Here is a 22,486-nt window from a genome sequence, read left to right on the forward strand (position 1 = left end):
TTGCACACGATCGGCAGCGCTACCGCAACCTCCTCCGTCATGCCTGGGCGACGAACTCCGTCGTGCCGGTGCGGATGTCGGCACGGACCAGGCGGACACGGAGGGTCGCCCCGGGCCCCCCGACCACGTCGCGCACCCGAGCTTCAACCGGCGGCTCCGTCAGCGCGACCTGAGCGTCCTCCTCGCGACGCCGCAAGATGACCGCGTCGAAAACCTGCCCCTCCCGCCCGTGGAGGAGGGCGGCGGCCACACGGTCGACGGTGCCCGCGTCGAGTCGTGTCGCGATCTGAGAGGAGCGGCCCATGATGGAGGGCAGCTCGTCGAGAGAGGACCGCACGTCAGCGGGTACCTCGCGTCCGTTCGCGAGAGCTTCGCAGATCAGGAGCACCCATCGATCGACGAGCCGGCGCAGGGGTGCGGTCACGTGCGCGTACGGTGCAGCGATGGCCGACTGCATCGTGGCCGCGGGCACCTCTCCGTCGAAGACGGTGTATCCCGCGCCGCGGAACAGGCCGGCGGCGTGCTCGCGGACGACCCGCCCGAGCGGCGTCCGCGGCAGGTCGCGAAGGTAATCGCCGTATGCCACCCCCGTCGTCCATGGGTGCCCGAAACCGACGGTCTGCGCGCGGAACGCGGCGATGTCCTCGGGGGAGGCGGGGGGCATCGTCCGGAGGATCCCGACCCGTCCCGAGATCATCAGCTCGGCCGCGGCCATCCCGGTCAGGAGTGAGACCTGTGCATTGGCGTCCTCAAGGGGGACGCCCTCATCGACCTCGAGTGCATATCCCTCGTCCGTGGCCACGACGCGGGTCTCGGGCAGGTTCAGACTCGCACCGCCCCGCTCGCTCTCCCGCCGCGAGCGTTCCTCGCCGAACCAGACGAGGTGCCGGAGGGTGTCGGGTGCGGTGCCCGCATCGACCGCCCGCTGCGCCTCGACATACGACCACTGCGCGCGGGATCGGATGACGGCGCGAGTGAGTGTCGTCTCGGTCGGGCGGGCGGCGGCATCCATCACGAAGCGCCAGACGAACGCGCGGCGATCACGATCCGGCAGGAGTGATGCGGCGTCCTCGCTGAGCACGGTGGGGTGCAGCGGGATGCGGCCGTCCGGCGCGTAGAGCGTCTGGCCACGCCGTCGGGCTTCGGCGTCGACGGCGCCGCCGAACGCGACGTACGCCGGCACGTCGGCGATCGCGTAGTGGAGCACGGCGCCACCGTCGTCGGCGCGGTCGATGTGCATCGCCTGGTCGAGGTCGGTGGACCCCTCCGGATCGATCGTCAGGAACGGGATGCCGCGGAGGTCGGCGAGGCCTGCGACGGTCGGGTCGGTGGCCACGCCGATCGCGGCGCTCGCCGCCTCGGCCTCCACCTCCGGCGGGAATCCGCTCGGCAGGTCGAGCTCGTCGCGGAGCGCCGCAAGCGAGGCGCGGAGTTCGGTCTGGGCGGGGGAGACGAGTCGAGCACGACGTCGGGGCACGCCGCCAGTGTATGGAGTGGAGACGTCGCGGGGTCTCAGGACACCGCGCCGCCTGCGACCGCCAGGTCGGATTCGGCGTCGAGGGAGACGCGCACGGCGATCTCGAGGGCGTCGGCGATCCGCTCGATCGGGAGGGAGGGTGAGCCGACCGGGGCGGCGCCGTCGGCCCAGGGCACATGGACGAACCCCGCCCGTACCGACGACTGCGATGTGGCGTGCAGTGCGGCGTACATCGTGGCGTTGCACACGAAGGTTCCCGCCGTGTGCGAGACGGTCGAAGGGATGCCGCTCGTCGCCACGGCGGCGCTGATCGCCTTCACGGGGAGCGTGGCGAAGTAGGCGGCGGGGCCCCCGGCGATCACCGGAGCGTCCTGCGGTCGGTGGCCTGCGTTGTCGGGGATGCGGGCGTCGGCGAGGTTGATCGCGACGCGCTCCGGGGTGACGGCGTCGCGCCCGCCGGCCAGCCCCGTCGCGATCACGACGTCGGGGCGATGCGCGGCGAGGAGTTCGGCCAGACGGGCGGTCGTCGCCTCGAAGGCAACGGGCAACACCTCCACGACGAGCCGTTCCGGTCCCGTCCACCGGTCTTGGACGAGGCGGACCGCGTCTCCCGAGGGATTGGCGGCGTCGCCCGCGAAGGGCTCGAATCCGGTCAGGAGCACGGTGCGCATCACTCCAGGCTAGGCGGACCGCCGCCACGAGGATCGAGCGTGCCCGCCTAGACTTGTGCCTCGTGGTCACCCGTCTCTCGACATACTTCCTCCGCACGCTCCGCGAAGACCCGGCCGACGCCGAGGTCACCAGTCACCGCCTACTGGTGCGCGCCGGCTACATCCGCCGCGCCGCCCCGGGCATCTTCACCTGGCTGCCGCTGGGCCTGCGGGTCAAGGCGAAGCTCGAGACGATCATCCGCGAGGAGATGGCGGCCGCCGGCGCTTTCGAGGTGCACTTCCCGGCGCTGCTGCCCCGTGAGCCCTACGAGGAGTCGGGCCGCTGGACCTCCTACGGCGATGGCATCTTCCGTCTGCAGGACCGCAAAGGCGCCGACTACCTCCTCGCGCCCACGCACGAGGAGATGTTCACGCTGCTCGTGAAGGACCTGTACGCGTCGTACAAGGATCTGCCGCTGACGATCTACCAGATCCAGGACAAGTACCGCGATGAGGCGCGTCCCCGCGCAGGGCTCCTGCGCGGCCGCGAGTTCACGATGAAGGACGCGTACTCGTTCGACGCGACGGATGCCGGACAGGATGCCTCGTACCAGTCGCAGCGCGACGCCTACGAGCGCATCTTCCAGCGCCTGAACATGGAGTACGTGATCGTCGCGGCCGACAACGGCCTCATGGGCGGTGCGCGCAGCGAGGAGTTCCTGCACCCCATCGCCGTCGGTGAGGACACGTTCGTCCGCTCGGCGGGCGGGTACGCGGCGAACGTCGAGGCCTTCACGACCGTCGTGCCCGACGCGTTGCCCGTCGCCGAGGGCACCCCCGTCGTGTTCGACTCGCCCGCGACCCCCACGATCGAGACGCTCGTCGCGCACAGCAATGCGCACCTCGACGCGCCGGCCCCCGGCGTCGCGGGTCCCGCGACCGACGGTGCCACGACCTGGACCGCTGCGCACACGCTGAAGAACGTCGTGCTCGCGCTCACGCAGCCCGACGGCACCCGCGAACTCGTCGTCATCGGCCTGCCCGGCGACCGCGACGTCGACGACAAGCGCGTCGAGGTCGCATTCGCCCCGGCCGAGGTCGAAGCGGCCACCGAGGCGGACTTCGCAAAGCACAAGGGTCTTGTCAAGGGCTACATCGGGCCCTGGTCCGAGGCCGGTGCAGTGCTCGGTGAGGAGTCGACCACCGGCATCCGCTACCTCCTCGACCCCCGCGTCGTCACCGGCACCGCCTGGGTGACGGGTGCGAACGTCCACGAGCAGCACGTCCACTCGCTCGTCGCCGGGCGCGACTTCACCGCCGACGGCGTCGTCGACGTCGCCACCGTCCGTGCGGGCGACCCCGCGCCGGACGGCTCGGGCCCCGTCGAACTCGCCCGCGGCATGGAGATCGGCCACGTCTTCCAGCTCGGCCGCTTCTTCGCCGAGAAGCTCGGGCTCAAGGTGCTCGATGAGAACGGCAAGCTCGTCACGGTCACGATGGGCTCGTACGGCATCGGCGTGACGCGCATCCTCGCGATCCTCGCCGAGCTCAACAATGACGACCGCGGGCTCGTGTGGCCTGCGTCGATCGCGCCGTTCGACGTGCACGTCGTCGCGACCGGCCGCGACGCCGTCGCGTTCGAGGTCGCCGAGCAGCTCGTTGCCGAGCTCGAAGCATCCGGCAAGGACGTGCTCTTCGACGACCGCCCCAAGGTGTCGCCGGGCGTGAAGTTCGGCGACGCCGAGCTCATCGGCGTGCCGCAGATCGTGATCGTCGGCCGCGGCGCCGCCGATGGCCAGGTCGAGCTGTGGGACCGCCGCTCCGGTGAGCGGACCAACGTCTCCGTCGCCGAGGCGGTCGCCGCGCTCGCCGCCGGCTGATTCGAACGCTCCGAACGCCGTCCGTTCCCCGAGCGGGGGACGGGCGGCGTTTCGCGTTCACCCATCGGATGCCTCGTCGTGACAGCCTGGGGGTATGTCGACGAGCTCCACGAATCCGATCGGCGGTGAGGTCACCGACCACATCCGCGCCGTCATCGAGGAGGCGGGCGTCACCGCGAACGCCGACCTCATCGCCCGGATCCTCGCGACCGGCATCGGGCTCGGCCTCGACGAGACCGGTCGCCTCGACCTGAAGATCGCGTCGTCCGCGCTCACCGAGATGCGATCGGCGTTCCGGTTGTTCGCACCGTATGAGGGTGTGCCGAAGGTCACGATCTTCGGATCCGCGCGCACGCGGCCCGCGGACCCGCTCTACCGCGCCGCTGCCGACGTCGCCGCCGCGCTTGCCGCGCGCGGCTGGATGGTCGTCACGGGGGCCGGGCCCGGCATCATGCAGGCCGCCGCCGAGGGGGCGGGACCCGACCGCTCACTGGGCGTGTCGATCAGGCTGCCGTTCGAGGACAAGCCGAACGCCATCATCGCCGAGGCCGACCGGGTCGTCGCGATGAAGTACTTCTTCACGCGCAAGCTCATGCTCGTCAAGGAGTCGCGGGGGTTCGTCTGCGTTCCTGGTGGATTCGGGACGCTCGACGAGCTGTTCGAGCTGCTCACCCTACAGCAGACCGGGAAGGCGGATCCCACGCCGATCGTGCTGCTTGACGCCCCCGGCGGGTCGTTCTGGCAGGGGCTCCAGCAGTTCGCCGACGAGCACCTGATCCCCGGCGGTGTCATCTCTCCCGACGACCTCGACCGTGTCCTCGTGACGGACTCCGTCGAGGCCGCGGCATCCGAGATCACGGGATTCTGGCGCAACTACGACTCGCTCCGCTGGGTCGGATCGCAACTGGTGCTGCGACTGTGCGCCGAGCCGACGGACGCAGAGGTCGACGGACTCGCCGAGCAGTTCTCCGGGCTCGTCACCGAGGGCCGGATCGAACGCACCGCGCCCCTGCCGGAAGAGATCCGTGACGGTGACCGCCTCGACCTCCCGCGACTCGTGATGACGTTCGATCGGTATCGCGTCGGCGATCTCCACCGACTCATCCGGGCAGTCGGTGCGTTTTCCTCTGCTCCCGCGGCGACGCCGCCCGAGGAGCCCCGGCCCGTACGCTGAGCCCATGTTCGGCGGCCGGCTCCTCGCCGCGCTCGTCGCGGGTGCGCTCACTCTGACGATCGCGGCGTGCGGAGCGCCCGGCACGGCCCCGACCCCGGGTGCGACCGAGGCGGCGCTCGATGCGTGGCTGCATCAGGAGCGCGCCGACGAGGGTGACCGTCGCGCGCGCGTCCGGGTCGTGAACGACGCCGGCACCGAGCTCGCCTTGCGCGGTATCCGCGTCGAGAGCCCGCTCCTGGCTGACCCCATCGAGCGCGATGCGCCCCCGCTGCCGGCCGGCGAATCGATCGACCTGACCGTCGAACTTCCGCCGGTCGCGTGCGACCAGGCTGCCGCGGCGGGCACCATCGTGCTCGTCCTCGACGACGGTGAGGAAGCGCTGCCGCTCCGCGATCCGCTCGGTTTCCTGGGCCGGCTGCACGATCGCGAGTGTCTCGCGGAGCGAGTCCAGAAAGCGCTGTCGCTCGCGTGGTCCGACTTCTCACCGGGTGTGGCGGGGGAGCCCGGATCCCTCCGACTCGTCGGAGGCGTCGCCGACGGTGTGCGCGTCCGCTCGGTGCAGTCGACGCCGCTCCTCCAGTTCGGCGACGGGGTGCTCGCCTACGACCTGCCGACGGGTGCCCTGGATGTGCGCGTCCCGCTCGTGCCGCAGCGATGCGATCCCCACGTCGTGCAGGAGGACAAGCGCGGCACGATCTTTGCGCTCGACGTCGAGGTCGACGGCGTGCCCGGCGCGATCGAGCTCGCAGCGGATGCCGCGACGAAGGCGCGCATCCTGACATGGGTCGCCGACTGGTGCGGCTTCGGGGGCTAGCGCGCGTCAGAGCTTGGCGTAGCGCGTCCGCAGGAAGCAGAACACCGCGTACACGATGAGGCCGAGCCCGATCAGGAAGACGAGCGCAGGACCGATCGTCTGGTCCAGGAGTGCCTTGATCGCCGCGTCGAAGCCACCAGCGGCTTCGGGTTCCTGCTTGACCGTTGCGACGATCAGCAGCACGCCGAGGATCACCACGGAGACACCTTTCCCGAGGTACCCGATGACACCCGACGCGGAGACGGCCGCGCCCATTCGACCGTGAGGGATGCGCACCTGCGTGTCGAACGACCTCCGCGCACCGATCGACGCGAACACGAGTCCGCCGATCACAAGTCCACCGCCGGCGGCGGCGACCACGAAGACACCGCCTGGTGTCGCGAACAGCGTCCCCGTGATCTGCTGCGCGCTCCGATCGCCGTCGGGGCGTGCGCCGAGGGCGACCGACACGGCGATCGCGGCCAGGGCGAGGTAGACGACCGCCTGGCCCACCGCGGAGCCGCGGCGCCCCCACGCCGCGGCATCCGTCCCCTTCACGAGCATCGACCGCAACGCCTGGAACACTCCGAGGGCGGCGAGGAGGAGTCCTAGGACCCAGACGAGCACCAGGCCCGCGGGCGCAGCCAGGAGCGCAGTGAAGACGCCGATCTGGTCCGACTCTCCCCGGCCTCCGAAGGAGATCACGATCACGACGACGCCGAAGACGAGGTGGACGACGCCGTTCGCCGCGTAGCCTCCGCGTGCCAGGATGCGCGCGACAGGGGAGCGGCGCACGCTGCGCGCGGCGTCTCTCGCGGCATCCGTCACCCGACGATCTTCTCAGGGTGGGGCCACGCGCGATCGGGTAACGTTGATGGGATGCCGCGGGCCGCAGCGCGAACGCGCGGGCGGCGGCACATGAGCACATCAACTGAAGAGGGAGGCACCGATGGACATCGACCTGGGGCTGCTGCGGACTGTCGAGCGCGAGCGGGAGATTCCGTTCGAGGAACTGATCCGGATCATCGAGCAGGCCATCCTCACCGCCTACGCGAAGCACACTTCGCCCGACGGCGAACTCCCCGACGGTGCGCGTGCCCACCTCGACCGCAAGACCGGCCATGTCGCCGTCTTCGTCCCGCTGCGCGATGACGAGGGCGTCGTGATCGGCGAGGAGGAGTCCACCCCCGACGACTTCGGTCGCATCGCCGCGTTCGCCGCGAAGCAGGTCATCAGCCAGCGCCTGCGCGACATCGCCGACGACGCCGTCCTCGGCGAGTTCAAGGGCAAGGAAGGCGACATCGTCGCCGGCGTCGTGCAGCAGGGTCCGAACCCGCGCATGGTGCACGTCGACCTCGGCACGGTCGAGGCGATCCTCCCGCCCGAAGAGCAGGTTCCCGGCGAGGAGTACGCTCACGGCTCGCGACTGCGCGTCTACGTGACCTCCGTCTCGAAGGGCCTCAAGGGTCCGCAGATCACCGTGTCGCGCACGCACCCGGGCCTCGTCCGCAAGCTGTTCGCGCTCGAGGTCCCCGAGATCGCGTCCGGCGTCGTCGAGATCGTCTCCCTCGCCCGCGAGGCAGGGCACCGCACGAAGATCGCGGTGAAGGCGAACGAACCCTCCATCAACGCCAAGGGCGCCTGCATCGGCGAACTCGGCCGCCGCGTCCGCGCGGTCACCGAGGAGCTCGGCGGCGAGAAGATCGACATCGTCGACTACGACGAGACGCTCGCCACCTTCGTCGCCAATGCGCTGTCGCCCGCGAAGGTCACTTCGAGCTTCGTGCTCGACCAGACCAGCAAGGCCGTCCGCGCACTCGTGCCCGACTACCAGCTCTCGCTCGCCATCGGCAAGGAGGGGCAGAACGCCCGACTCGCCGCCAAGCTGACCGGCGCGAAGATCGACATCCAGCCCGACAGCATTCTCGACGAGTCTTGACGCGGTAGGATGGAACCTGTTCGAACGTGCGTGGGGTGCCGCGCGCGTGCCCCCCGGTCCTCGATGCTCCGCGTCGTGGCCAGGGACGGCGCCCTCGTCCCCGACGAGAAAGCCGTTCTGCCGGGTCGCGGTGCGTGGGTGCATGACACGGACACCTGCTTGGATGCCGCGCTGCGGCGCCGGGCCTTCGGACGAGCACTGCGCAGCAACGGCGCGCTGGAGACAGCGGACGTGGCATCGCGCAGCACATCAGATACCCACCAGCGAAAAGGCTGAACGGCAATGGACACAAAGTGAACGGCTCGAAATGAGACCCGTCCGCAAATGATGGTCCGCCCTGTCCTGGGGCGGGCCCCCAGACAGGAGAATTGTGGCAAACCCACGCGTACACGAGATCGCTTCCGAGATCGGTGTCGACAGCAAGGTCGCCCTCGCGAAGCTGAAGGAGCTCGGCGAATACGTCAAGAGCCCTTCGTCCACCATCGCGCCCCCGGTGGCGCGCAAGCTCCGCGCCGCCCTCGAGGCTGACGGCGCGACGGCCCCCGCCGCCGCGCCCGCGAAGCCGGCGGCACAGGGCCAGAAGGCCCAGGGTCAGGGGCCGCGTCCCGGCGCACCCAAGCCCGCAGCGCCCACCCCCGCACCTGCCCCCAAGGCGGCGCCCGCCGCTGAGCCGGCGGCATCCGCTCCGGCAGCACCCGCGGCCGACAGTGCACCGAAGTCCGACTCGGCTCCCAAGCCCGGTGGCGCGGCGCCCGCACCCGCCAAGCCCGGCGCACCCCGCCCCGGCGGCGCGTCCGGTGGCGCACCGCGCCCGGGCAACAACCCGTTCGCGTCGTCGCAGGGCATGGGCCAGCGTCCCGCCGGCCCCCGGCCGGGCAACAACCCGTTCGCGTCGGCGCAGGGCATGGGCCAGCGTCCTTCGCCCGGCAACATCCCGCGTCCGCAGGCGCCGCGTCCCGGTGCCCCGCGCCCCGGCGCTCCGCGTCCCGGTGGCGCAGGTCGTCCCGGTGGCGGCGGTCGTCCCGGCGCACCCTTCCAGCAGCGGCCCGGCGGCCCCGGTCGTCCCGGTGGCGGCGGCTTCGGTGCCGCGCGTCCCGGCGGCGCTCCCGGCGGTGGTTTCGCGGGTCGTCCCGGTGGCGGCGGTGGCCGCGGCCGTGGTCCCGGCGGTGGCACCGCGGGTGCCTTCGGTAAGGGCGGCGGCAAGTCGAAGCAGCGCAAGTCGCGTCGGGCGAAGCGGCAAGAGTTCGAGATGCGGTCGGCGCCGGTCGTCGGCGGCGTCAACGTCTCGAAGGGCAACGGCGAGACGATCCGCCTGCGTCGTGGTGCGTCGATCTCGGACTTCGCGGACAAGCTCGAGGCGCTGCGCGGCTATACCGTGCAGCCGGGCACCCTGGTGACGATCCTCTTCAACCTCGGCGAGATGGCCACGGCTACCGAGTCGCTGGACGAGGCCACGTTCGAGATCCTCGGTGAGGAGCTCGGCTACAAGATCCAGATGGTCTCGCCCGAGGATGAGGACAAAGAGCTCCTCGAGGGCTTCGGTCTCGACCTGGATGCAGAGCTGGAGGCGGAGAGCGAGGACGACCTCGAGATCCGTCCTCCCGTGGTCACCGTCATGGGTCACGTCGACCACGGTAAGACGCGCCTCCTCGACGCGATCCGCCAGACCAATGTGGTCGCCGGTGAGGCGGGTGGCATCACCCAGCACATCGGTGCGTACCAGGTGTGGACCGAGCACGAGGGCATCGAGCGTGCGATCACCTTCATCGACACCCCGGGTCACGAGGCGTTCACCGCCATGCGTGCGCGTGGTGCGCAGGTGACCGACCTCGCGATCCTCGTGGTCGCCGCCGACGACGGCATCATGCCGCAGACGGTCGAGGCGCTGAACCACGCACAGGCGGCGAACGTGCCGATCGTGGTTGCGGTCAACAAGGTCGACAAGCCCGACGCCAACCCGGCCAAGGTGCGCCAGCAGCTCACCGAGTACGGCCTGGTCGCAGAGGAGTACGGCGGCGACGTCATGTTCGTCGACGTCTCGGCTCGCCAGGGCACCAACATCCAGGCGCTGCTCGACGCAGTCCTCCTCACCGCCGACGCGGGCCTCGACCTCACGGCCAACCCGAACAAGGCGGCGCGCGGTGTCGCGATCGAAGCGAAGCTCGACAAGGGTCGCGGCTCGGTCGCCACGGTGCTGATCCAGTCCGGAACGCTCCGGGTCGGCGACGCGATCGTGGCGGGCACGGCCTACGGCCGCGTGCGCGCCATGATCGACGAGAACGGCGAGACGGTCGACGAGGCATACCCGTCGCGTCCGGTCCAGGTGCAGGGTCTCAACTCCGTGCCCCGCGCCGGTGACGTGTTCATCGTCACCGAAGAAGACCGCATGGCCCGCCAGATCGCCGAGAAGCGTGAAGCTGTCGAGCGCAACGCCCAGCTGGCCAAGGCCCGCAAGCGCATCTCGCTCGAAGACTTCACCCGTGCGCTCGAAGAGGGCAAGGTCGAGTCGCTCAACCTCATCATCAAGGGTGACGTCTCCGGTGCCGTCGAGGCACTCGAGGAGTCGCTGCTCAAGATCGAGGTCGACGAGTCGGTGCAGCTGCGCATCATCCACCGCGGTGTCGGTGCGATCACCGAGTCGGACATCAACCTGGCGACGATCGACAACGCGATCGTCATCGGCTTCAACGTCCGTCCCGACACGAAGGCCCGCGAGCGCGCTGCGCGCGAGGGTGTCGACGTCCGGTTCTACTCGGTCATCTACAACGCGATCGACGATGTCGAGCAGTCGCTCACGGGCATGCTGAAGCCGGAGTTCGAAGAGGTCCAGTCGGGCGTCGCCGAGATCCGCGAGGTCTTCCGCTCCTCGAAGTTCGGCAACATCGCCGGTGTCATCGTCCGCTCGGGCACGATCACGCGCAACGCGAAGGCGCGCGTCATCCGCGACGGCGTCGTCATCGCCGATGGCCTGGCCATCGAGTCGCTGCGTCGCTTCAAGGACGACGTCACCGAGGTCCGTACCGACTTCGAAGCCGGTATCGGCCTCGGCAAGTACAACGACATCCAGATCGGTGACGAGATCGAGACGACGGAGATGGTGGAGAAGCCGCGCGGCTGATCTGTTCGTCTGTTGCTACGGCGATGGATGCCATCGGGATAACGGGACCCCCAAGACCCCGACTATCCCGATGGCATCCATCGCCTCCGCAATTCCTCGACCCGCACACGTGGGCTCGAGGTGGAGAAGGAGAAGGACATGGCTGGAGAACGACAGGCTCGACTGGCCGACCGGATCCGGGTGCTCATCGCAGAGCGGCTCGAGAAGGGGCTGCGCGACCCGCGCCTCGGATTCGTCACGATCACCGACGTCCGGGTGACCGGTGATCTGCAGCACGCCTCGGTGTTCTACACCGTCTACGGCGACGACGCGGCGCGCGCCGACAGTGCCGCCGCGCTGAAGGCTGCCACGGGGATGCTGCGCAGCGAGGTCGGGCGCAAGCTCGGCGTCCGCCTCACCCCGACCCTCGAGTTCATCCTCGACGGCCTCCCCGAGAACGCGGGGCACATCGAAGACCTGCTCCGCGAGGCCCGCGAGCGCGACGCGGCGGTCGCAGGGATCGCGGCATCCGGCACCTACGCCGGCGAAGCCGACCCCTACCTCAAGCCGCGCGACGCGGACGACGAGGACTGATCACCGCGGCAGGTGCAGCCTGCCGTCCGTGACCTCGACGAGGCCGTCCCGCACGAGCGAGTCGATCGCGCGCGCCCGCTGGAGCGCGTCCGGCCACTCCGCGAGGACGGCATCGAACGGCGCCGAATGGTCGGATGCCGCTCGGAGCACCTGGAGCACCGCACCGCGCGCTTGCCGGTCGCTGCCCTCGTAGCGCGCCTGCTTCCGGCGGTCGTCGCCGGTGTCGGGGTATCCCGCGGCGCGCCACGCGCACGCATGCGAGATCGGACAGGCGTCGCACTGCGGTGACCGGGAGGTGCAGACGACCGCACCGAGCTCCATCGCGGCCGCGTTGAGGATCGCGGCATCCGCGTCGTCCGTCGGCAGGATCGCTGACATGGACGCGAGGTCGACCTTCGAGGGAGCCCCCGGCTGCGACTTGCCGTCGACGGCCCGGGCGAGCACGCGTCGGGTGTTCGTGTCGACCACCGGATGCCGGTCGCCATACGCGAACACTGCGACTGCCCGGGCCGTGTAGTCGCCGATCCCGGTGAGGGCGAGCAGCGCGTCGACGTCGCGGGGGACGACGCCGTCGTGGCGGTCGCGGATCTCGGTCGCCGCGCGGTGCAGCCACAGTGCGCGGCGCGGGTACCCGAGGTTCGCCCAGAGGCGCACCGCATCGGCCGGGGGAGCGGCCGCGAGGTCGGCCGGGGTGGGCCAGCGCTCGAGCCACTCCTCGAGCCGGGGGATCACGCGCGAGACCTGGGTCTGCTGCAGCATGAACTCGCTCACGAGCACGCCCCACGCGCCGAAGCCTTCCGCCCGCCACGGGAGGTCCCGGGCGTTCGCGCGGTACCACGCGATGAGCGGTGGGTCGAGGTCGGGCACCGACCCAGCGTACGTGCCTCGCGCGCCTCCGCATCGCGCGCCGAAGTCGCGGCGCATTCCCCGTTCGAACGGGAGGAGATCGCGCGTTCGGAGGGGCGAATGCGCTGAGCTCTTCCTCCGTTCGTGCGATCTCCTCCGTTCCTGCGGTGCAGCGCGACGCGCGGGCCCGACGCAGGCGTCGAACTAGGCTGGAGGCATGCATCAGACGCCGAGCCCGAGCGGGGTCCTGCTCGTCGACAAGCCCGGCGGCATCACCAGCCACGACGTGGTCGCACGCGCACGCCGCGCGCTGCAGACCCGCAAGATCGGCCACGCGGGCACGCTCGACCCGATGGCGACCGGCCTCCTGATCCTCGGCGTCGGCCCTGCGACGCGACTGCTCACCTACATCGTCGGCCTCGACAAGACTTACGAGGCGACGATCCGCCTCGGCGTGACCACTGACTCCGATGACGCGGACGGCACGGTCACCGGCACGGCGGATGCCACGGCCGTGACCGACGACGCGATCCGGAACGGCATCGCGGCGCTGACGGGCGAAATCGAGCAGGTGCCGAGCACGGTGTCGGCGATCAAGGTCGGCGGCAAGCGCGCCTACGACCTCGCCCGGGCGGGGGAGCAGGTCGAGCTGAAGGCCCGCGCCGTGACCGTCTCGCGGTTCGACGTCCTCGAGACCCGTCGCGGCGACGGCGTCATCGACCTCGACGTGGTCGTCGACTGCACGAGCGGCACCTACATCCGGGCCCTCGCCCGCGACCTCGGCGCCGGGCTCGGCGTCGGCGGGCATCTCACGGCACTGCGCCGCACCCGGATCGGCACGTTCGACGTGGTGGACGCGGTCGTGGAGATCGCACCGGATGCGGCGCTGCAGCGGCCCGCGGACGTGGCGGCATCCGTCCTGGGAGCCTTCCCGGTGACCGCCGACGAAGCGCGCGACCTGCGGCACGGCAAGCGACTCCTCGGCGCCGCGTCACGCCTGCACGGCGAGACGCCGGCGGCGATCGACCCGGATGGCGAGCTCGTCGGTGTCGTCGGGCGCCGCGGCGACGACGTCAAGAGCGTCATGAACATGCCGGAGGAACAGCCGTGATCTTCTGGTTCACGATCACGCAGGTCTCCGTCGCGTGCGCGGCAGGGCTGCTCTGCACGGTCCTCGGCCTCGCCGGGCGTCGACCGAGCGATCTCAGCGTCGGTTCGCAGGGGCTCGTGCTGCTGCTTCTGCTGGCGCAGGTGGTCATCGCGATCGTCTCACCGTTCGCGGGGAACCCTCCGACGGGCGACCTGCTCGAGTACTGGGTGTATCTCGTCTCGGCGGTCCTCATCCCGCCCGCCGCGGTGGTGTGGGCGCTCATCGAGCGGGGCCGCTGGAGCACCGTGGTGATGGGCGTCGCGTCGTTCGCGATCGCCGTCATGGTGTGGCGGATGCACGTGATCTGGACGATCCAGGTGGCGTGAGCGCGAACGTAGGATTGAGGTGCCATGCCTGACACCGCCCCGTCGCCCGCGACCGCACCCCCTGCCACGCGCCGCATGACCGGCGTCGCCCGGGTGCTCGTCGTCGTGTACGCGATCATGGCGCTCGCAGCGACGGGTCGATCGTTCGTCCAGATCGTGCGCGAGTTCGACGAGGCGCCGGTCGCGTACTCGCTGTCTGCGCTCGCCGCGGTGGTCTACATCCTCGCGACGGTCGCGCTCGTGAAGTCGGCGTCTACCGGTTGGTTCGTCATCGCGTGGATCGCCATCGTCTTCGAACTCGTCGGCGTCCTCGTCGTCGGCACGCTCAGCCTCGTCTTGCCCGAGCTGTTCGCGCACGATGCGACTGTCTGGTCGGGCTTCGGGTACGGCTATATCTGGGTTCCGCTGATCCTCCCGCTCATCGGGTTGTGGTGGCTCATCACGCACCGGAACGCCGTGCCGGTTCCCGAGACCATGGAGAGGTCGTCCTGGTGAAGGTCTTCTTCGATCCGGCGGAGGTGCCCGCCGGCTTCGGCCCGAGCGTCGTGGCGATCGGCAAGTTCGACGGGGTGCACTCCGGTCACCGTGCGGTCATCGACCGTGCGCGGGTGACGGCGACGGATGCCGCGGCGAGTGTCGTCGCGGTCACGTTCGACCGCAATCCGCTCAGCCTGCTGCATCCCGAGTTGTGCCCGGAGTCGCTCGTGAGCGTCGACCAGAAGATCGCGCTCCTCGCCGACGCCGGTGTGGATGCCACGCTGGTGCTCCGCTTCGACGAGGCGTTCGCCGCCCTCACGGCGGAGGAGTTCGCGCAGCTGGTGCTCGTCGACGCGCTCGGCGCGGTGTGCGTCATGGTCGGCGACGACTTCCGCTTCGGACGGGGTGGCGCGGGCAACCCTGCCGTGTTGACCGAGCTGGGCGCCCGCGCGGGCTTCACGGTCGACGTCGTGTCGGACGTGCAGGGTGGCGGTCGGCGCGTCTCGTCGACGTGGGTCCGCGAACTCCTCGCCGACGGCAACGTCGAGGGCGCGGCGCGCCTGCTCGGCAGGCCGCACGCGATCCGCGGCGAGATCGTGCACGGTCTCAAGCGGGGCCGCGAGCTCGGCTTCCCCACGGCGAACCTCGAGGTCGGTCCCGAGGGGTTCGTCCCCGCAGACGGCGTGTACGCAGGCTGGCTGATCGACGAGGGATCGGATGCCGGTGGCCTGTCGGCCGCGACCCGGTACCCGGCCGCGATCTCGATCGGGACGAACCCGACGTTCGACGACGTGCCGGTGCGGCAGGTCGAGGCCTACGTGCTCGACGAGACCGAGCTCGATCTCTACGGGCACACCGTGCACGTGCAGCTCGTGAAGCGCATCCGCGGCATGGTGAAGTTCGAGGGGATCGAGGCCCTCATCGAGACCATGCGCGGTGACGTGGAAAGCGTCCGGGTCGCGCTGCAACCCGGACGCTGAATCCCTCAGTCGAGCGTCAGTACGAGACCGAGTCGATCGCGCCGGTGCTCTCCTCGCCGGCGTCGACGCGGCGCGCCTCTCCGAGGATGACCGCGCTGCCGCTCGTGCCCAGGCGCGTCGCACCGGCCTCGAGCATCGCGAGCGCGTCGGCGTAGCTGCGGACGCCGCCCGAGGCCTTGACCTGCACGCCCTCACCGACGTTGGCGCGCATCAGGCTCACGTGGGGGATCGTCGCGCCGCCCCCGGCGAAGCCCGTCGAGGTCTTGACGAAATCGGCGCCGCCCTGCTCGGTGAGCCGGCTGCCGCGTTCGATCTGCTCGTCGTCGAGCAACGCGGTCTCGAGGATGACCTTGACGATGTGGCCGGATGCCGCCTCGACCACGGCGCGGATGTCATCTGCGACGACGTCGTCGAAGCCCGAACGGAGGGCGCCGATGTTGACGACCATGTCGACCTCTGCGGCGCCGTCGGCGAGGGCCTGGCGGGTCTCCGCGACCTTCGCGGCGGTCGACGTGGTGCCGTGCGGGAAGCCGATGACGGTGCCGACGGCCACGCCGGTGCCCGCGAGGCGCGAGACGGCGTACGCGATGTCGCTCGGGCGGACGCAGACGCTGAAGACGCCCCATTCGGCGGCGATGTCGAGCTCGGCGTCGACGTCGGCGCGCGTGAGCTCCGGCTTCAGGATCGCGTGGTCGATGGTGGCGGCGAGTTCGCGTTCGGTGGGCATGACTCCAGGGTACGCGTCCGAGGCCCCCCTCCTTCCGGCAGGCGACGGTGCGGACTGCGGGAACGCGCTAGAATGGCCGCAAGGGTCCGTCCCGTCGCCGCTGCTCGCAGAAGCGAGTGCCCGCAGCCGAGACGACCCGGGTACATCCCCTCGCCGCGGCGTATCGCCGTGGTCCATCCGCCCGCCGCGCGCGGCCGGGCCCACCGGTTCCGACCGGTGTCACGCTCAGGAGGAGCATGCCGACCACGGCAGCCACCGCCCCGAAGTCGACCAACCGTCGACGCCGCACATCATCGTCGCGCCGCGACGACGACGCCCCGCTCATCCCGATCCTCGCCCGCAAGGTGCGCGAGGTCGAGGCCAAGGCGCAGCGCGGAAAGCTCGGGCCCACGAACCGCGTCAAGTTCCAGGTCATCGCCTTCCTCGTCCGCGAGGAGCGCGCCCGCGTCAAGGCCGACAGCGAGATCGCCGACGGCGCCCGCGCCGAGCTGCTCAAGCGGCTCGACGGCGTCGCGACGATCCTCGCCAAGACCGCCGCCCGCGACACGTCGCTCATCCAGTTGCTCGAGGTCGACCAGGCGACCTCCCCGGTCGCCCGCCGTATGCGGCGCGACTGGCTGCTCGAGTCCGGTGCCGAGCTGCCCGAAGACGAGCTCATCATCACCGACGTGAAGCCGCCCCAGGTCACGGTCGTCCCGGCGGCGCTCGAGGGACGTCAGGTGCAGCCGCCGCAGATCGAGGCTCGCCGCGAGTCGAACCCGTTCCTCGCCCCCGACGTCGCGCTGCGCGCACCCGTGTCAACCGCTCGTCGTCGGCTCGACGGCTGGGAGCTCATGGGGCCGCTCTACAAGGCGTTCGAGACCGGCGCCGGTGGTGGCGCCGCGTCGATGGAGCTCCCCGAGGTGCCCGAGTTCGACCGGCTGTCGCCGAAGGGCCTCGAGGTCATGCCGCATCAGTCGCGGTTCCTCGAGGCGGTCCGCGATGGGCATCGCAGCTTCCTCCTCGCCGACGAGCCGGGCCTTGGCAAGACGGCGCAGTCGGTGCTCGCGGCATCCGTCGCCGACGCGTACCCGCTGCTGGTCGTCGTCCCGAACGTCGTGAAGATGAACTGGGCCCGCGAGGTCGAGCGGTGGACGCCGCAGCGTCGCGCCACCGTCATCCAGGGTGACGGCGAGACGATGGACGCGTTCGCGGACGTCTTCATCGTGAACTACGAGATCCTCGACCGGCACCTGTCCTGGCTCAGCTCGATCGGGCTGAAGGGCATGGTCGTCGACGAGGCGCACTTCATCAAGAACCTCACGTCGCAGCGCTCGCAGAACGTGCTCGCCCTCGCTTCGCGCATCCGCGAGCAGGTCCGCGATCCGCTGCTGCTCGCCCTCACCGGCACGCCGCTCATCAACGACGTCGAGGACTTCGACGCGATCTGGCGGTTCCTGGGCTGGACGAACGGCGAGAAGCCCGGTCCGGTCCTCATGGAACGTTTGGATGCCACCGGCTACACGCCCGCAGACAAGGCGTTCTACCCCGAAGCGCGCGACGCCGTCATCTCGATGGGCATCGTCCGGCGCAAGAAGAAGGACGTCGCGGCGGACCTGCCCGACAAGCTCGTCGCCGACCTGCCGGTCGAACTGGACGACGAATATGGTCGTTCGATCCGCGCCGCCGAGCGCGAACTCGGCGAGCGGCTCGCGGCCAAGTACCGCCGCATCATCGAGGCTCGCGGCGACCGCGTCATCCCCGGTGAGGCGGACGACGACATCGTGCGCCTCGTCGCGCACGGCGAGCTCGAGGAGTCGAAGGCGTCGGGGTCGGGCTCGGAGAACGTCTTCACGATGGTCCGCCGGATCGGTCAGGCCAAGGCCCAGCTCGCGGCGGACTACGCCGCCCAGCTGCAGCGTTCGGTCGGCAAGGTCGTGTTCTTCGCGAAGCACATCGACGTGATGGATGCCGCAGAGGCGCACTTCGCCGCCGCCGGGCTTCGGACGGTCTCGATCCGAGGCGACCAGTCGACGCCCGCCCGCCAGGAGGCGATCGACGCGTTCAACGGCGACCCCGACGTCGCGATCGCGGTCTGTTCCCTCACGGCAGCCGGCGTCGGCCTGAACATGCAGGCGGCGTCGAACGTCGTGCTCGCCGAGCTCTCGTGGACGGCCGCCGAGCAGACGCAGGCGATCGACCGCGTGCACCGCATCGGTCAGGAAGAGCCGGTCACCGCGTGGCGCATCATCGCCGCGCACACGATCGACACCAAGATCGCCGAGCTCATCGACAGCAAGCAGGGGCTCGCGCAGCGCGCGCTCGACGGCGACGCGGTCGACCCGACCTCGAGCGACTCGGTGCAGCTCTCGGCGCTCATGCACCTGCTGCGACAGGCGCTCGGCGCAGCCTGAGGTCGCCGCCGGCCGAGTGACATCCGCTCGGCTGGCAGGCCACCGCGTCCGGCGATAGGGTCGGATGCGGCAGCGTCGCCGACAGCATTTCCCGAACCACAAAGGATCTCCCATGAAGATCGGCATCCTCACCAGCGGCGGCGATTGCCCGGGCCTGAACGCGGTCATCCGCGGCGTCGTGCTGAAGGGCACGACGGCCTACGACATCGAGTTCGTCGGCATCCGCGACGGTTGGCGCGGCGTCGTCGACGGCGACTTCTTCCCGCTCACGCGCCACGAGGTGAAGGGCCTGTCGAAGGTGGGGGGCACGATCCTCGGAACGAGCCGCACCAACCCCTACGAGGGTGAGCGCGGCGGCGCCGAGAACATTGCGAAGACCCTGTACGGGCACCGCCTCGACGGCATCATCGCGATCGGCGGCGAGGGCACCCTCGCCGCGGCCGACCGCCTGCACAAGGACGGCATCAACGTCCTCGGCGTGCCGAAGACGATCGACAACGACCTCCAGGCCACCGACTACTCGTTCGGGTTCGACACGGCCGTCAACATCGCCAGTGAGGCGATGGACCGCCTGCGCACGACCGGTGATTCCCACCAGCGCTGCATGGTCGCCGAGGTCATGGGACGCCACGTCGGGTGGATCGCCCTGCACTCCGGCATCGCCGCCGGTGCGCACGTGATCTGCATCCCCGAGGTCCCAATGACGATCGAGGAGATCGCCGAGCAGGTCACGAAGGCGCACGACCGTGGCCGCGCGCCGCTCGTCGTCGTCTCGGAGGGTTTCAAGCTCGCCGGCATGGACGAGGCGTTCAGCGACAAGGGCCTCGACGCGTTCAACCGCCCGCGCCTCGGTGGCATCAGCGAGATCCTGGCGCCCGAGATCGAGCGCATCACCGGTGTCGAGACCCGCGCCACGGTCCTCGGTCACATCCAGCGCGGTGGGTCGCCCTCCGCGTTCGACCGCGTCCTCGCGACGCGCCTCGGGCTACACGCCGCCGATGCGGTCGTCGACGGCGCATGGGGCCAGATGGTCGCGATGAAGGGCACCGACATCGTGCGCGTGCCGTTCGAAGAGGCGCTCGGCGAGCTGCACACCGTGCCGCTGTACCGGTACGAAGAAGCCGCCGCGCTCTTTGGCTGAACGCTCCGCGGGGCCGCCCCTGTGGCTTGCGCTGACGGGGTCGGTCTTCGTCGGCGTGCTGACGGCGGTCCAGGCGCGAATCAACGGGCAGCTGGGCCTTCGGCTCGAGCATCCGATGACCGCCGCGGTGATCTCCTTCGGAAGCGGACTGCTGCTCGTCGCGCTCGTGAGTCTCGCGCTGCCTTCCGGGCGCCGGGGGCTCAGTGCGCTCGGCGCCGGCGTGCGCGCCCGCAGCATTCCGTGGTGGATGCTGGCGGGTGGCATCGCGGGCGCGCTCAACGTGGCGACGCAGAGCGTCGCCGTCGGGATCGTCGGCGTCTCGCTCTTCACCGTCGGTCTGGTCGCCGGGCAACTCGGTGGCGGGCTCGTGCTCGACCGTGCGGGATACGGCCCGGGTGGGGTCGTGCCGGTCACGCTCCCGCGCGTGGTCGGGGCCGCCCTCGCGGTGCTCGCCGCAGGCATCATGCTGTCGAACACCGACGGCTTGGGTGACGTGCCGGTGGTGGTGCTCATCCTTCCCGTCCTCGCGGGGCTCGGACTGGCCTGGCAGCAGGCGACCAACGGTCGGTTGCGTGCTCACGTGGGCAGCGCGGTGACCGCCACCTTCGTCAACTTCTTCGGCGGCACGGCCGCGCTCCTCATCGGTGCCGTCGTCGCGGTCGTCCTCATCGGCCCGCCCAGTGCGTTCCCGAGCGACCCGTGGCTGTACCTGGGTGGCGCGATCGGTGTCGGCTACATCATGCTGACGGCTGCGCTCGTCGTGCACACCGGCGTCCTGCTGTTCGGGCTGTCGGCGGTGTCCGGCCAACTCGTGGCGTCGCTGATCATGGATGCCGCATGGCCGGCGCCCCGGAGCCCCGGCATCCTCGTCGAGGTCGTCACGGTCGCTGTGGCGCTCGTCGCCGTCGTCATCGCCGGGGTGTGGCGAGTCCGACGCTGACGAGTCAGTCCGCTTCGGGAGTGAACGACAGCGACAGCGAGTTCATGCAGTAGCGGTCGCCGGTCGGCGTGCCGAACCCATCGGGGAACACGTGCCCGAGGTGGGACCCGCAGTTCGCGCAGCGAACCTCGGTGCGGACCATGCCGTGACTGTTGTCCTCGATGAGCTCGACTGCTTCGGGGCGCACCGACTCGTAGAAGCTCGGCCACCCGCAGTGCGAATCGAACTTCGTGCCGCTCTGGAACAGTTCCGCACCACAGGCGGCGCACGCGTACAGGCCGGCGCGGCTCTCGTCGAGCAGTTCGCCGGTCCAGGCGCGCTCGGTTCCGGACTGCCGCAGCACGGCGTACTGCTCCGGGCTCAGCTCCGAGCGCCACTGCTCGTCGGTCTTCTCCACGCGATAGCTCATGAGTCTTTCCTTCCGCTCGTCCTATTCAACCCGACGAACCGCCCGTGTGTTCCGAGGCTCGAGTGGCCCCGCCGGATACCGTGAAGCTGTGTCTCTCTCCGACCGCGATCGTGCGCTTCTCGACTTCGAGGGTCGCTGGACCGCGCACTCGGGTGCCAAGGAGGAGGCGATCCGGACCGAGCTCTCGCTGACCCCCGCCCGCTATTACCAACTGCTGGCACGCCTTGTGGAGACGGCGGATGCCGTCGCCTACGACCCGATCCTCGTCCATCGGTTGCGGCGGATCAGCGACGCGCAGGAGCGGATGCGGTATGAGCGTGCCCGGCCTCTCAGCGGTGCGCCTCACGCACAGGTTGCACCGAATGCGTCTCGATAGAATCCACGTGTGACGTCACCCTCTCCCGCGCAGACCCGCGCGGATGCCTCCGCCGACCGCGAGTCAGGTCACGGCTTCCCGAAGGATCGATTCGATGGCCTCGAGCGCGGACACGGTCGAAGCGGCGCGCACCGAGCAGAGCACCCGCGTCTCCGGGTGGGTGCGATCGTGGTGTGGTCCGCGGTCGCGACGGTCGTCCTCATCCTCGCGGGGGTCTTCGGGACGATGCTCGCCACCGGTCGGCTCGATTTCGCACCGGCACCCGCCGCAACCGAAGGCGCCGGCCCGGTCGCGCCGATGGTCGACACGTCGTATCCGGTCCTGATCCTCAACGCGACCGATCAGGCGGGTCTCGCGGCCGAGCTCCGCGACGTCGTCGTCGAGGCCGGGTGGGCCGAGGGCGACGTGCAGGAGAGCAACGCGAGCTCGACCGACTTCGAGACGACCACCGTCTACTACCCGAGCGAAGCCGACGAAGCCGCTGCGCGCGGGCTCGCCGATGTGATCGGCGGCGCCGAGGTCTCGCTCGACGACACGTATCAGGTCGTCGGTGATCCGAGCACCCCGGGCGTCGACGGCGAGCTCGGCGCGCAACTCGTCATCGTGGTCGGACTCGATCACCGGACGGAATGACGCCGTGCGGCGCCGCCGTGTTTCGGCGCCGTAAACACTTCGATGCGCGCGCGTCAACAAGTGCGAAAACCGCGATTCCGTGCAGTGCGGCGTAGCTAATCTGGCGACGTCCCACAGCTTCAGGAGATTCGCATGACCCAGGGAACCGTCAAGTGGTTCAACGCCGAGAAGGGCTTTGGATTCATCACGCAGGTCGACGGCCAGGACGTCTTCGTCCACTACTCGAACATCGAGATGTCCGGCTTCCGGGTGCTCGAAGAGGGGCAGACGGTGGAGTTCACCGTCGGCTCTGGGCAGAAGGGGCCGCAGGCCGAGGCCGTTCGCGTCGTCGCGTAACCGGTTGGCGCGTATCCTGCCCGGGTGACTCGAACCAAGACGCAGTTCCGTTCGCCTGTCCGTCGCACTCGAGGGCGGCGGTTCATCGTTCCCGTCGTGCTGTCGGCTGTCTTCTTGGCCGGCTGCACCTCGCAGGCCGAAGGAACAG

23 protein-coding genes are annotated in these 22,486 nt (G+C 70.2%); 17 read left to right on the forward strand and 6 right to left on the reverse strand.

Going from position 1 to position 22,486, the window contains the following annotated elements:
- Positions 1 to 37: 37 nt before the first annotated feature.
- Both QNI14_RS01205 and pcp read right to left on the reverse strand, forming a co-directional pair.
- Complete coding sequence (locus tag QNI14_RS01205) at positions 38 to 1,477, reverse strand: RNB domain-containing ribonuclease (RefSeq protein WP_283714361.1); 1,440 nt, start codon at positions 1,475 to 1,477, stop codon at positions 38 to 40.
- A 35-nt stretch (positions 1,478 to 1,512) separates the two neighbouring features.
- The gene (gene pcp, locus QNI14_RS01210; RefSeq protein ID WP_283714362.1) at positions 1,513 to 2,148 is read right to left on the reverse strand and encodes a pyroglutamyl-peptidase I; all 636 of its coding nucleotides are present in this window, start codon (positions 2,146 to 2,148) and stop codon (positions 1,513 to 1,515) included.
- Between the two features lie 62 nt (positions 2,149 to 2,210).
- Here pcp and QNI14_RS01215 point away from each other — a divergent pair, with 62 nt between their 5' ends.
- From QNI14_RS01215 to QNI14_RS01225, 3 genes are all read left to right on the forward strand, one after another.
- Positions 2,211 to 4,007, forward strand: a complete 1,797-nt coding sequence (locus tag QNI14_RS01215; RefSeq protein ID WP_283714363.1) for a proline--tRNA ligase — start codon at positions 2,211 to 2,213, stop codon at positions 4,005 to 4,007.
- Positions 4,008 to 4,101: 94 nt separating this feature from the next.
- A complete protein-coding gene (locus QNI14_RS01220) occupies positions 4,102 to 5,181 on the forward strand; it encodes an LOG family protein (RefSeq protein ID WP_283714364.1) in 1,080 nt (359 codons plus the stop codon).
- Positions 5,182 to 5,185: 4 nt separating this feature from the next.
- Positions 5,186 to 5,995: a hypothetical protein gene (locus QNI14_RS01225; RefSeq protein ID WP_283714365.1), complete on the forward strand. Its 810-nt coding sequence runs from the start codon at positions 5,186 to 5,188 to the stop codon at positions 5,993 to 5,995.
- A 6-nt stretch (positions 5,996 to 6,001) separates the two neighbouring features.
- Here the strand turns inward: QNI14_RS01225 and QNI14_RS01230 are convergent, their stop codons facing one another.
- Positions 6,002 to 6,802, reverse strand: coding sequence for a DUF1206 domain-containing protein (locus QNI14_RS01230; protein ID WP_283714366.1), 801 nt, complete (start codon positions 6,800 to 6,802; stop codon positions 6,002 to 6,004).
- A gap of 121 nt (positions 6,803 to 6,923) precedes the next feature.
- On the opposite strand from QNI14_RS01230, the gene nusA reads away from it, so the two are divergent.
- From nusA to rbfA, 4 genes are all read left to right on the forward strand, one after another.
- Positions 6,924 to 7,913: a transcription termination factor NusA gene (gene nusA / locus QNI14_RS01235; protein ID WP_283714367.1), complete on the forward strand. Its 990-nt coding sequence runs from the start codon at positions 6,924 to 6,926 to the stop codon at positions 7,911 to 7,913.
- A 9-nt stretch (positions 7,914 to 7,922) separates the two neighbouring features.
- Positions 7,923 to 8,189 carry a YlxR family protein gene (locus QNI14_RS01240; RefSeq protein ID WP_283714368.1) on the forward strand — a complete coding sequence of 89 codons (267 nt, stop codon included), beginning with the start codon at positions 7,923 to 7,925 and terminating at the stop codon, positions 8,187 to 8,189.
- Between the two features lie 94 nt (positions 8,190 to 8,283).
- Positions 8,284 to 11,031: a translation initiation factor IF-2 gene (gene infB / locus QNI14_RS01245; RefSeq protein ID WP_283714369.1), complete on the forward strand. Its 2,748-nt coding sequence runs from the start codon at positions 8,284 to 8,286 to the stop codon at positions 11,029 to 11,031.
- A gap of 138 nt (positions 11,032 to 11,169) precedes the next feature.
- Entirely contained in the window at positions 11,170 to 11,604 is a 435-nt protein-coding gene (rbfA, locus tag QNI14_RS01250; RefSeq protein WP_283714370.1) for a 30S ribosome-binding factor RbfA, read from the forward strand.
- Here rbfA and QNI14_RS01255 read toward each other — a convergent pair whose 3' ends face one another.
- Positions 11,605 to 12,471, reverse strand: a complete 867-nt coding sequence (locus tag QNI14_RS01255; RefSeq protein WP_283714371.1) for an HhH-GPD family protein — start codon at positions 12,469 to 12,471, stop codon at positions 11,605 to 11,607. It abuts the gene before it with no gap.
- Between the two features lie 196 nt (positions 12,472 to 12,667).
- Between QNI14_RS01255 and truB the strand changes: the two genes are divergently transcribed.
- From truB to QNI14_RS01275, 4 genes are read left to right on the forward strand one after another with little or no spacing between them, the layout of a single operon-like run.
- A complete protein-coding gene (gene truB / locus QNI14_RS01260) occupies positions 12,668 to 13,561 on the forward strand; it encodes a tRNA pseudouridine(55) synthase TruB (RefSeq protein ID WP_283714372.1) in 894 nt (297 codons plus the stop codon).
- Complete coding sequence (locus tag QNI14_RS01265; protein ID WP_283714373.1) at positions 13,558 to 13,926, forward strand: hypothetical protein; 369 nt, start codon at positions 13,558 to 13,560, stop codon at positions 13,924 to 13,926. Before truB ends, QNI14_RS01265 begins: the two co-directional genes overlap by 4 nt.
- 24 nt (positions 13,927 to 13,950) lie before the next feature.
- The gene (locus QNI14_RS01270; RefSeq protein ID WP_283714374.1) at positions 13,951 to 14,421 is read left to right on the forward strand and encodes a hypothetical protein; all 471 of its coding nucleotides are present in this window, start codon (positions 13,951 to 13,953) and stop codon (positions 14,419 to 14,421) included.
- The gene (locus tag QNI14_RS01275) at positions 14,418 to 15,383 is read left to right on the forward strand and encodes a bifunctional riboflavin kinase/FAD synthetase (RefSeq protein WP_283714375.1); all 966 of its coding nucleotides are present in this window, start codon (positions 14,418 to 14,420) and stop codon (positions 15,381 to 15,383) included. The genes QNI14_RS01270 and QNI14_RS01275 overlap by 4 nt, the downstream gene beginning before the upstream one ends.
- A 16-nt stretch (positions 15,384 to 15,399) precedes the next feature.
- Here QNI14_RS01275 and deoC read toward each other — a convergent pair whose 3' ends face one another.
- Positions 15,400 to 16,110: a deoxyribose-phosphate aldolase gene (deoC, locus tag QNI14_RS01280; protein ID WP_283714376.1), complete on the reverse strand. Its 711-nt coding sequence runs from the start codon at positions 16,108 to 16,110 to the stop codon at positions 15,400 to 15,402.
- 236 nt (positions 16,111 to 16,346) lie between these two features.
- Between deoC and QNI14_RS01285 the strand changes: the two genes are divergently transcribed.
- From QNI14_RS01285 to QNI14_RS01295, 3 genes are all read left to right on the forward strand, one after another.
- A complete protein-coding gene (locus QNI14_RS01285; RefSeq protein ID WP_283714377.1) occupies positions 16,347 to 18,503 on the forward strand; it encodes a DEAD/DEAH box helicase in 2,157 nt (718 codons plus the stop codon).
- Between the two features lie 112 nt (positions 18,504 to 18,615).
- Complete coding sequence (locus tag QNI14_RS01290; RefSeq protein ID WP_283714378.1) at positions 18,616 to 19,644, forward strand: 6-phosphofructokinase; 1,029 nt, start codon at positions 18,616 to 18,618, stop codon at positions 19,642 to 19,644.
- Positions 19,637 to 20,584, forward strand: coding sequence for a DMT family transporter (locus QNI14_RS01295; protein WP_283714379.1), 948 nt, complete (start codon positions 19,637 to 19,639; stop codon positions 20,582 to 20,584). The genes QNI14_RS01290 and QNI14_RS01295 overlap by 8 nt, the downstream gene beginning before the upstream one ends.
- 4 nt (positions 20,585 to 20,588) lie before the next feature.
- Here the strand turns inward: QNI14_RS01295 and msrB are convergent, their stop codons facing one another.
- Positions 20,589 to 20,993: a peptide-methionine (R)-S-oxide reductase MsrB gene (gene msrB, locus QNI14_RS01300; protein WP_283714380.1), complete on the reverse strand. Its 405-nt coding sequence runs from the start codon at positions 20,991 to 20,993 to the stop codon at positions 20,589 to 20,591.
- Positions 20,994 to 21,081: 88 nt separating this feature from the next.
- Between msrB and QNI14_RS01305 the strand changes: the two genes are divergently transcribed.
- The 3 genes from QNI14_RS01305 (at position 21,082) to QNI14_RS01315 (ending at position 22,338) form a co-directional block, all read left to right on the forward strand.
- Positions 21,082 to 21,369, forward strand: a complete 288-nt coding sequence (locus tag QNI14_RS01305; RefSeq protein ID WP_283714381.1) for a DUF3263 domain-containing protein — start codon at positions 21,082 to 21,084, stop codon at positions 21,367 to 21,369.
- A 9-nt stretch (positions 21,370 to 21,378) separates the two neighbouring features.
- Positions 21,379 to 22,002 (forward strand): LytR C-terminal domain-containing protein, encoded by a 624-nt coding sequence (locus QNI14_RS01310; RefSeq protein WP_283714382.1) that lies wholly within the window; start codon positions 21,379 to 21,381, stop codon positions 22,000 to 22,002.
- 132 nt (positions 22,003 to 22,134) lie between these two features.
- Positions 22,135 to 22,338: a cold-shock protein gene (locus QNI14_RS01315; protein ID WP_283714383.1), complete on the forward strand. Its 204-nt coding sequence runs from the start codon at positions 22,135 to 22,137 to the stop codon at positions 22,336 to 22,338.
- Positions 22,339 to 22,486: the final 148 nt, after the last annotated feature.

Source organism: Microbacterium dauci, assembly GCF_030065535.1.
Taxonomy (GTDB): domain Bacteria; phylum Actinomycetota; class Actinomycetes; order Actinomycetales; family Microbacteriaceae; genus Microbacterium; species Microbacterium dauci.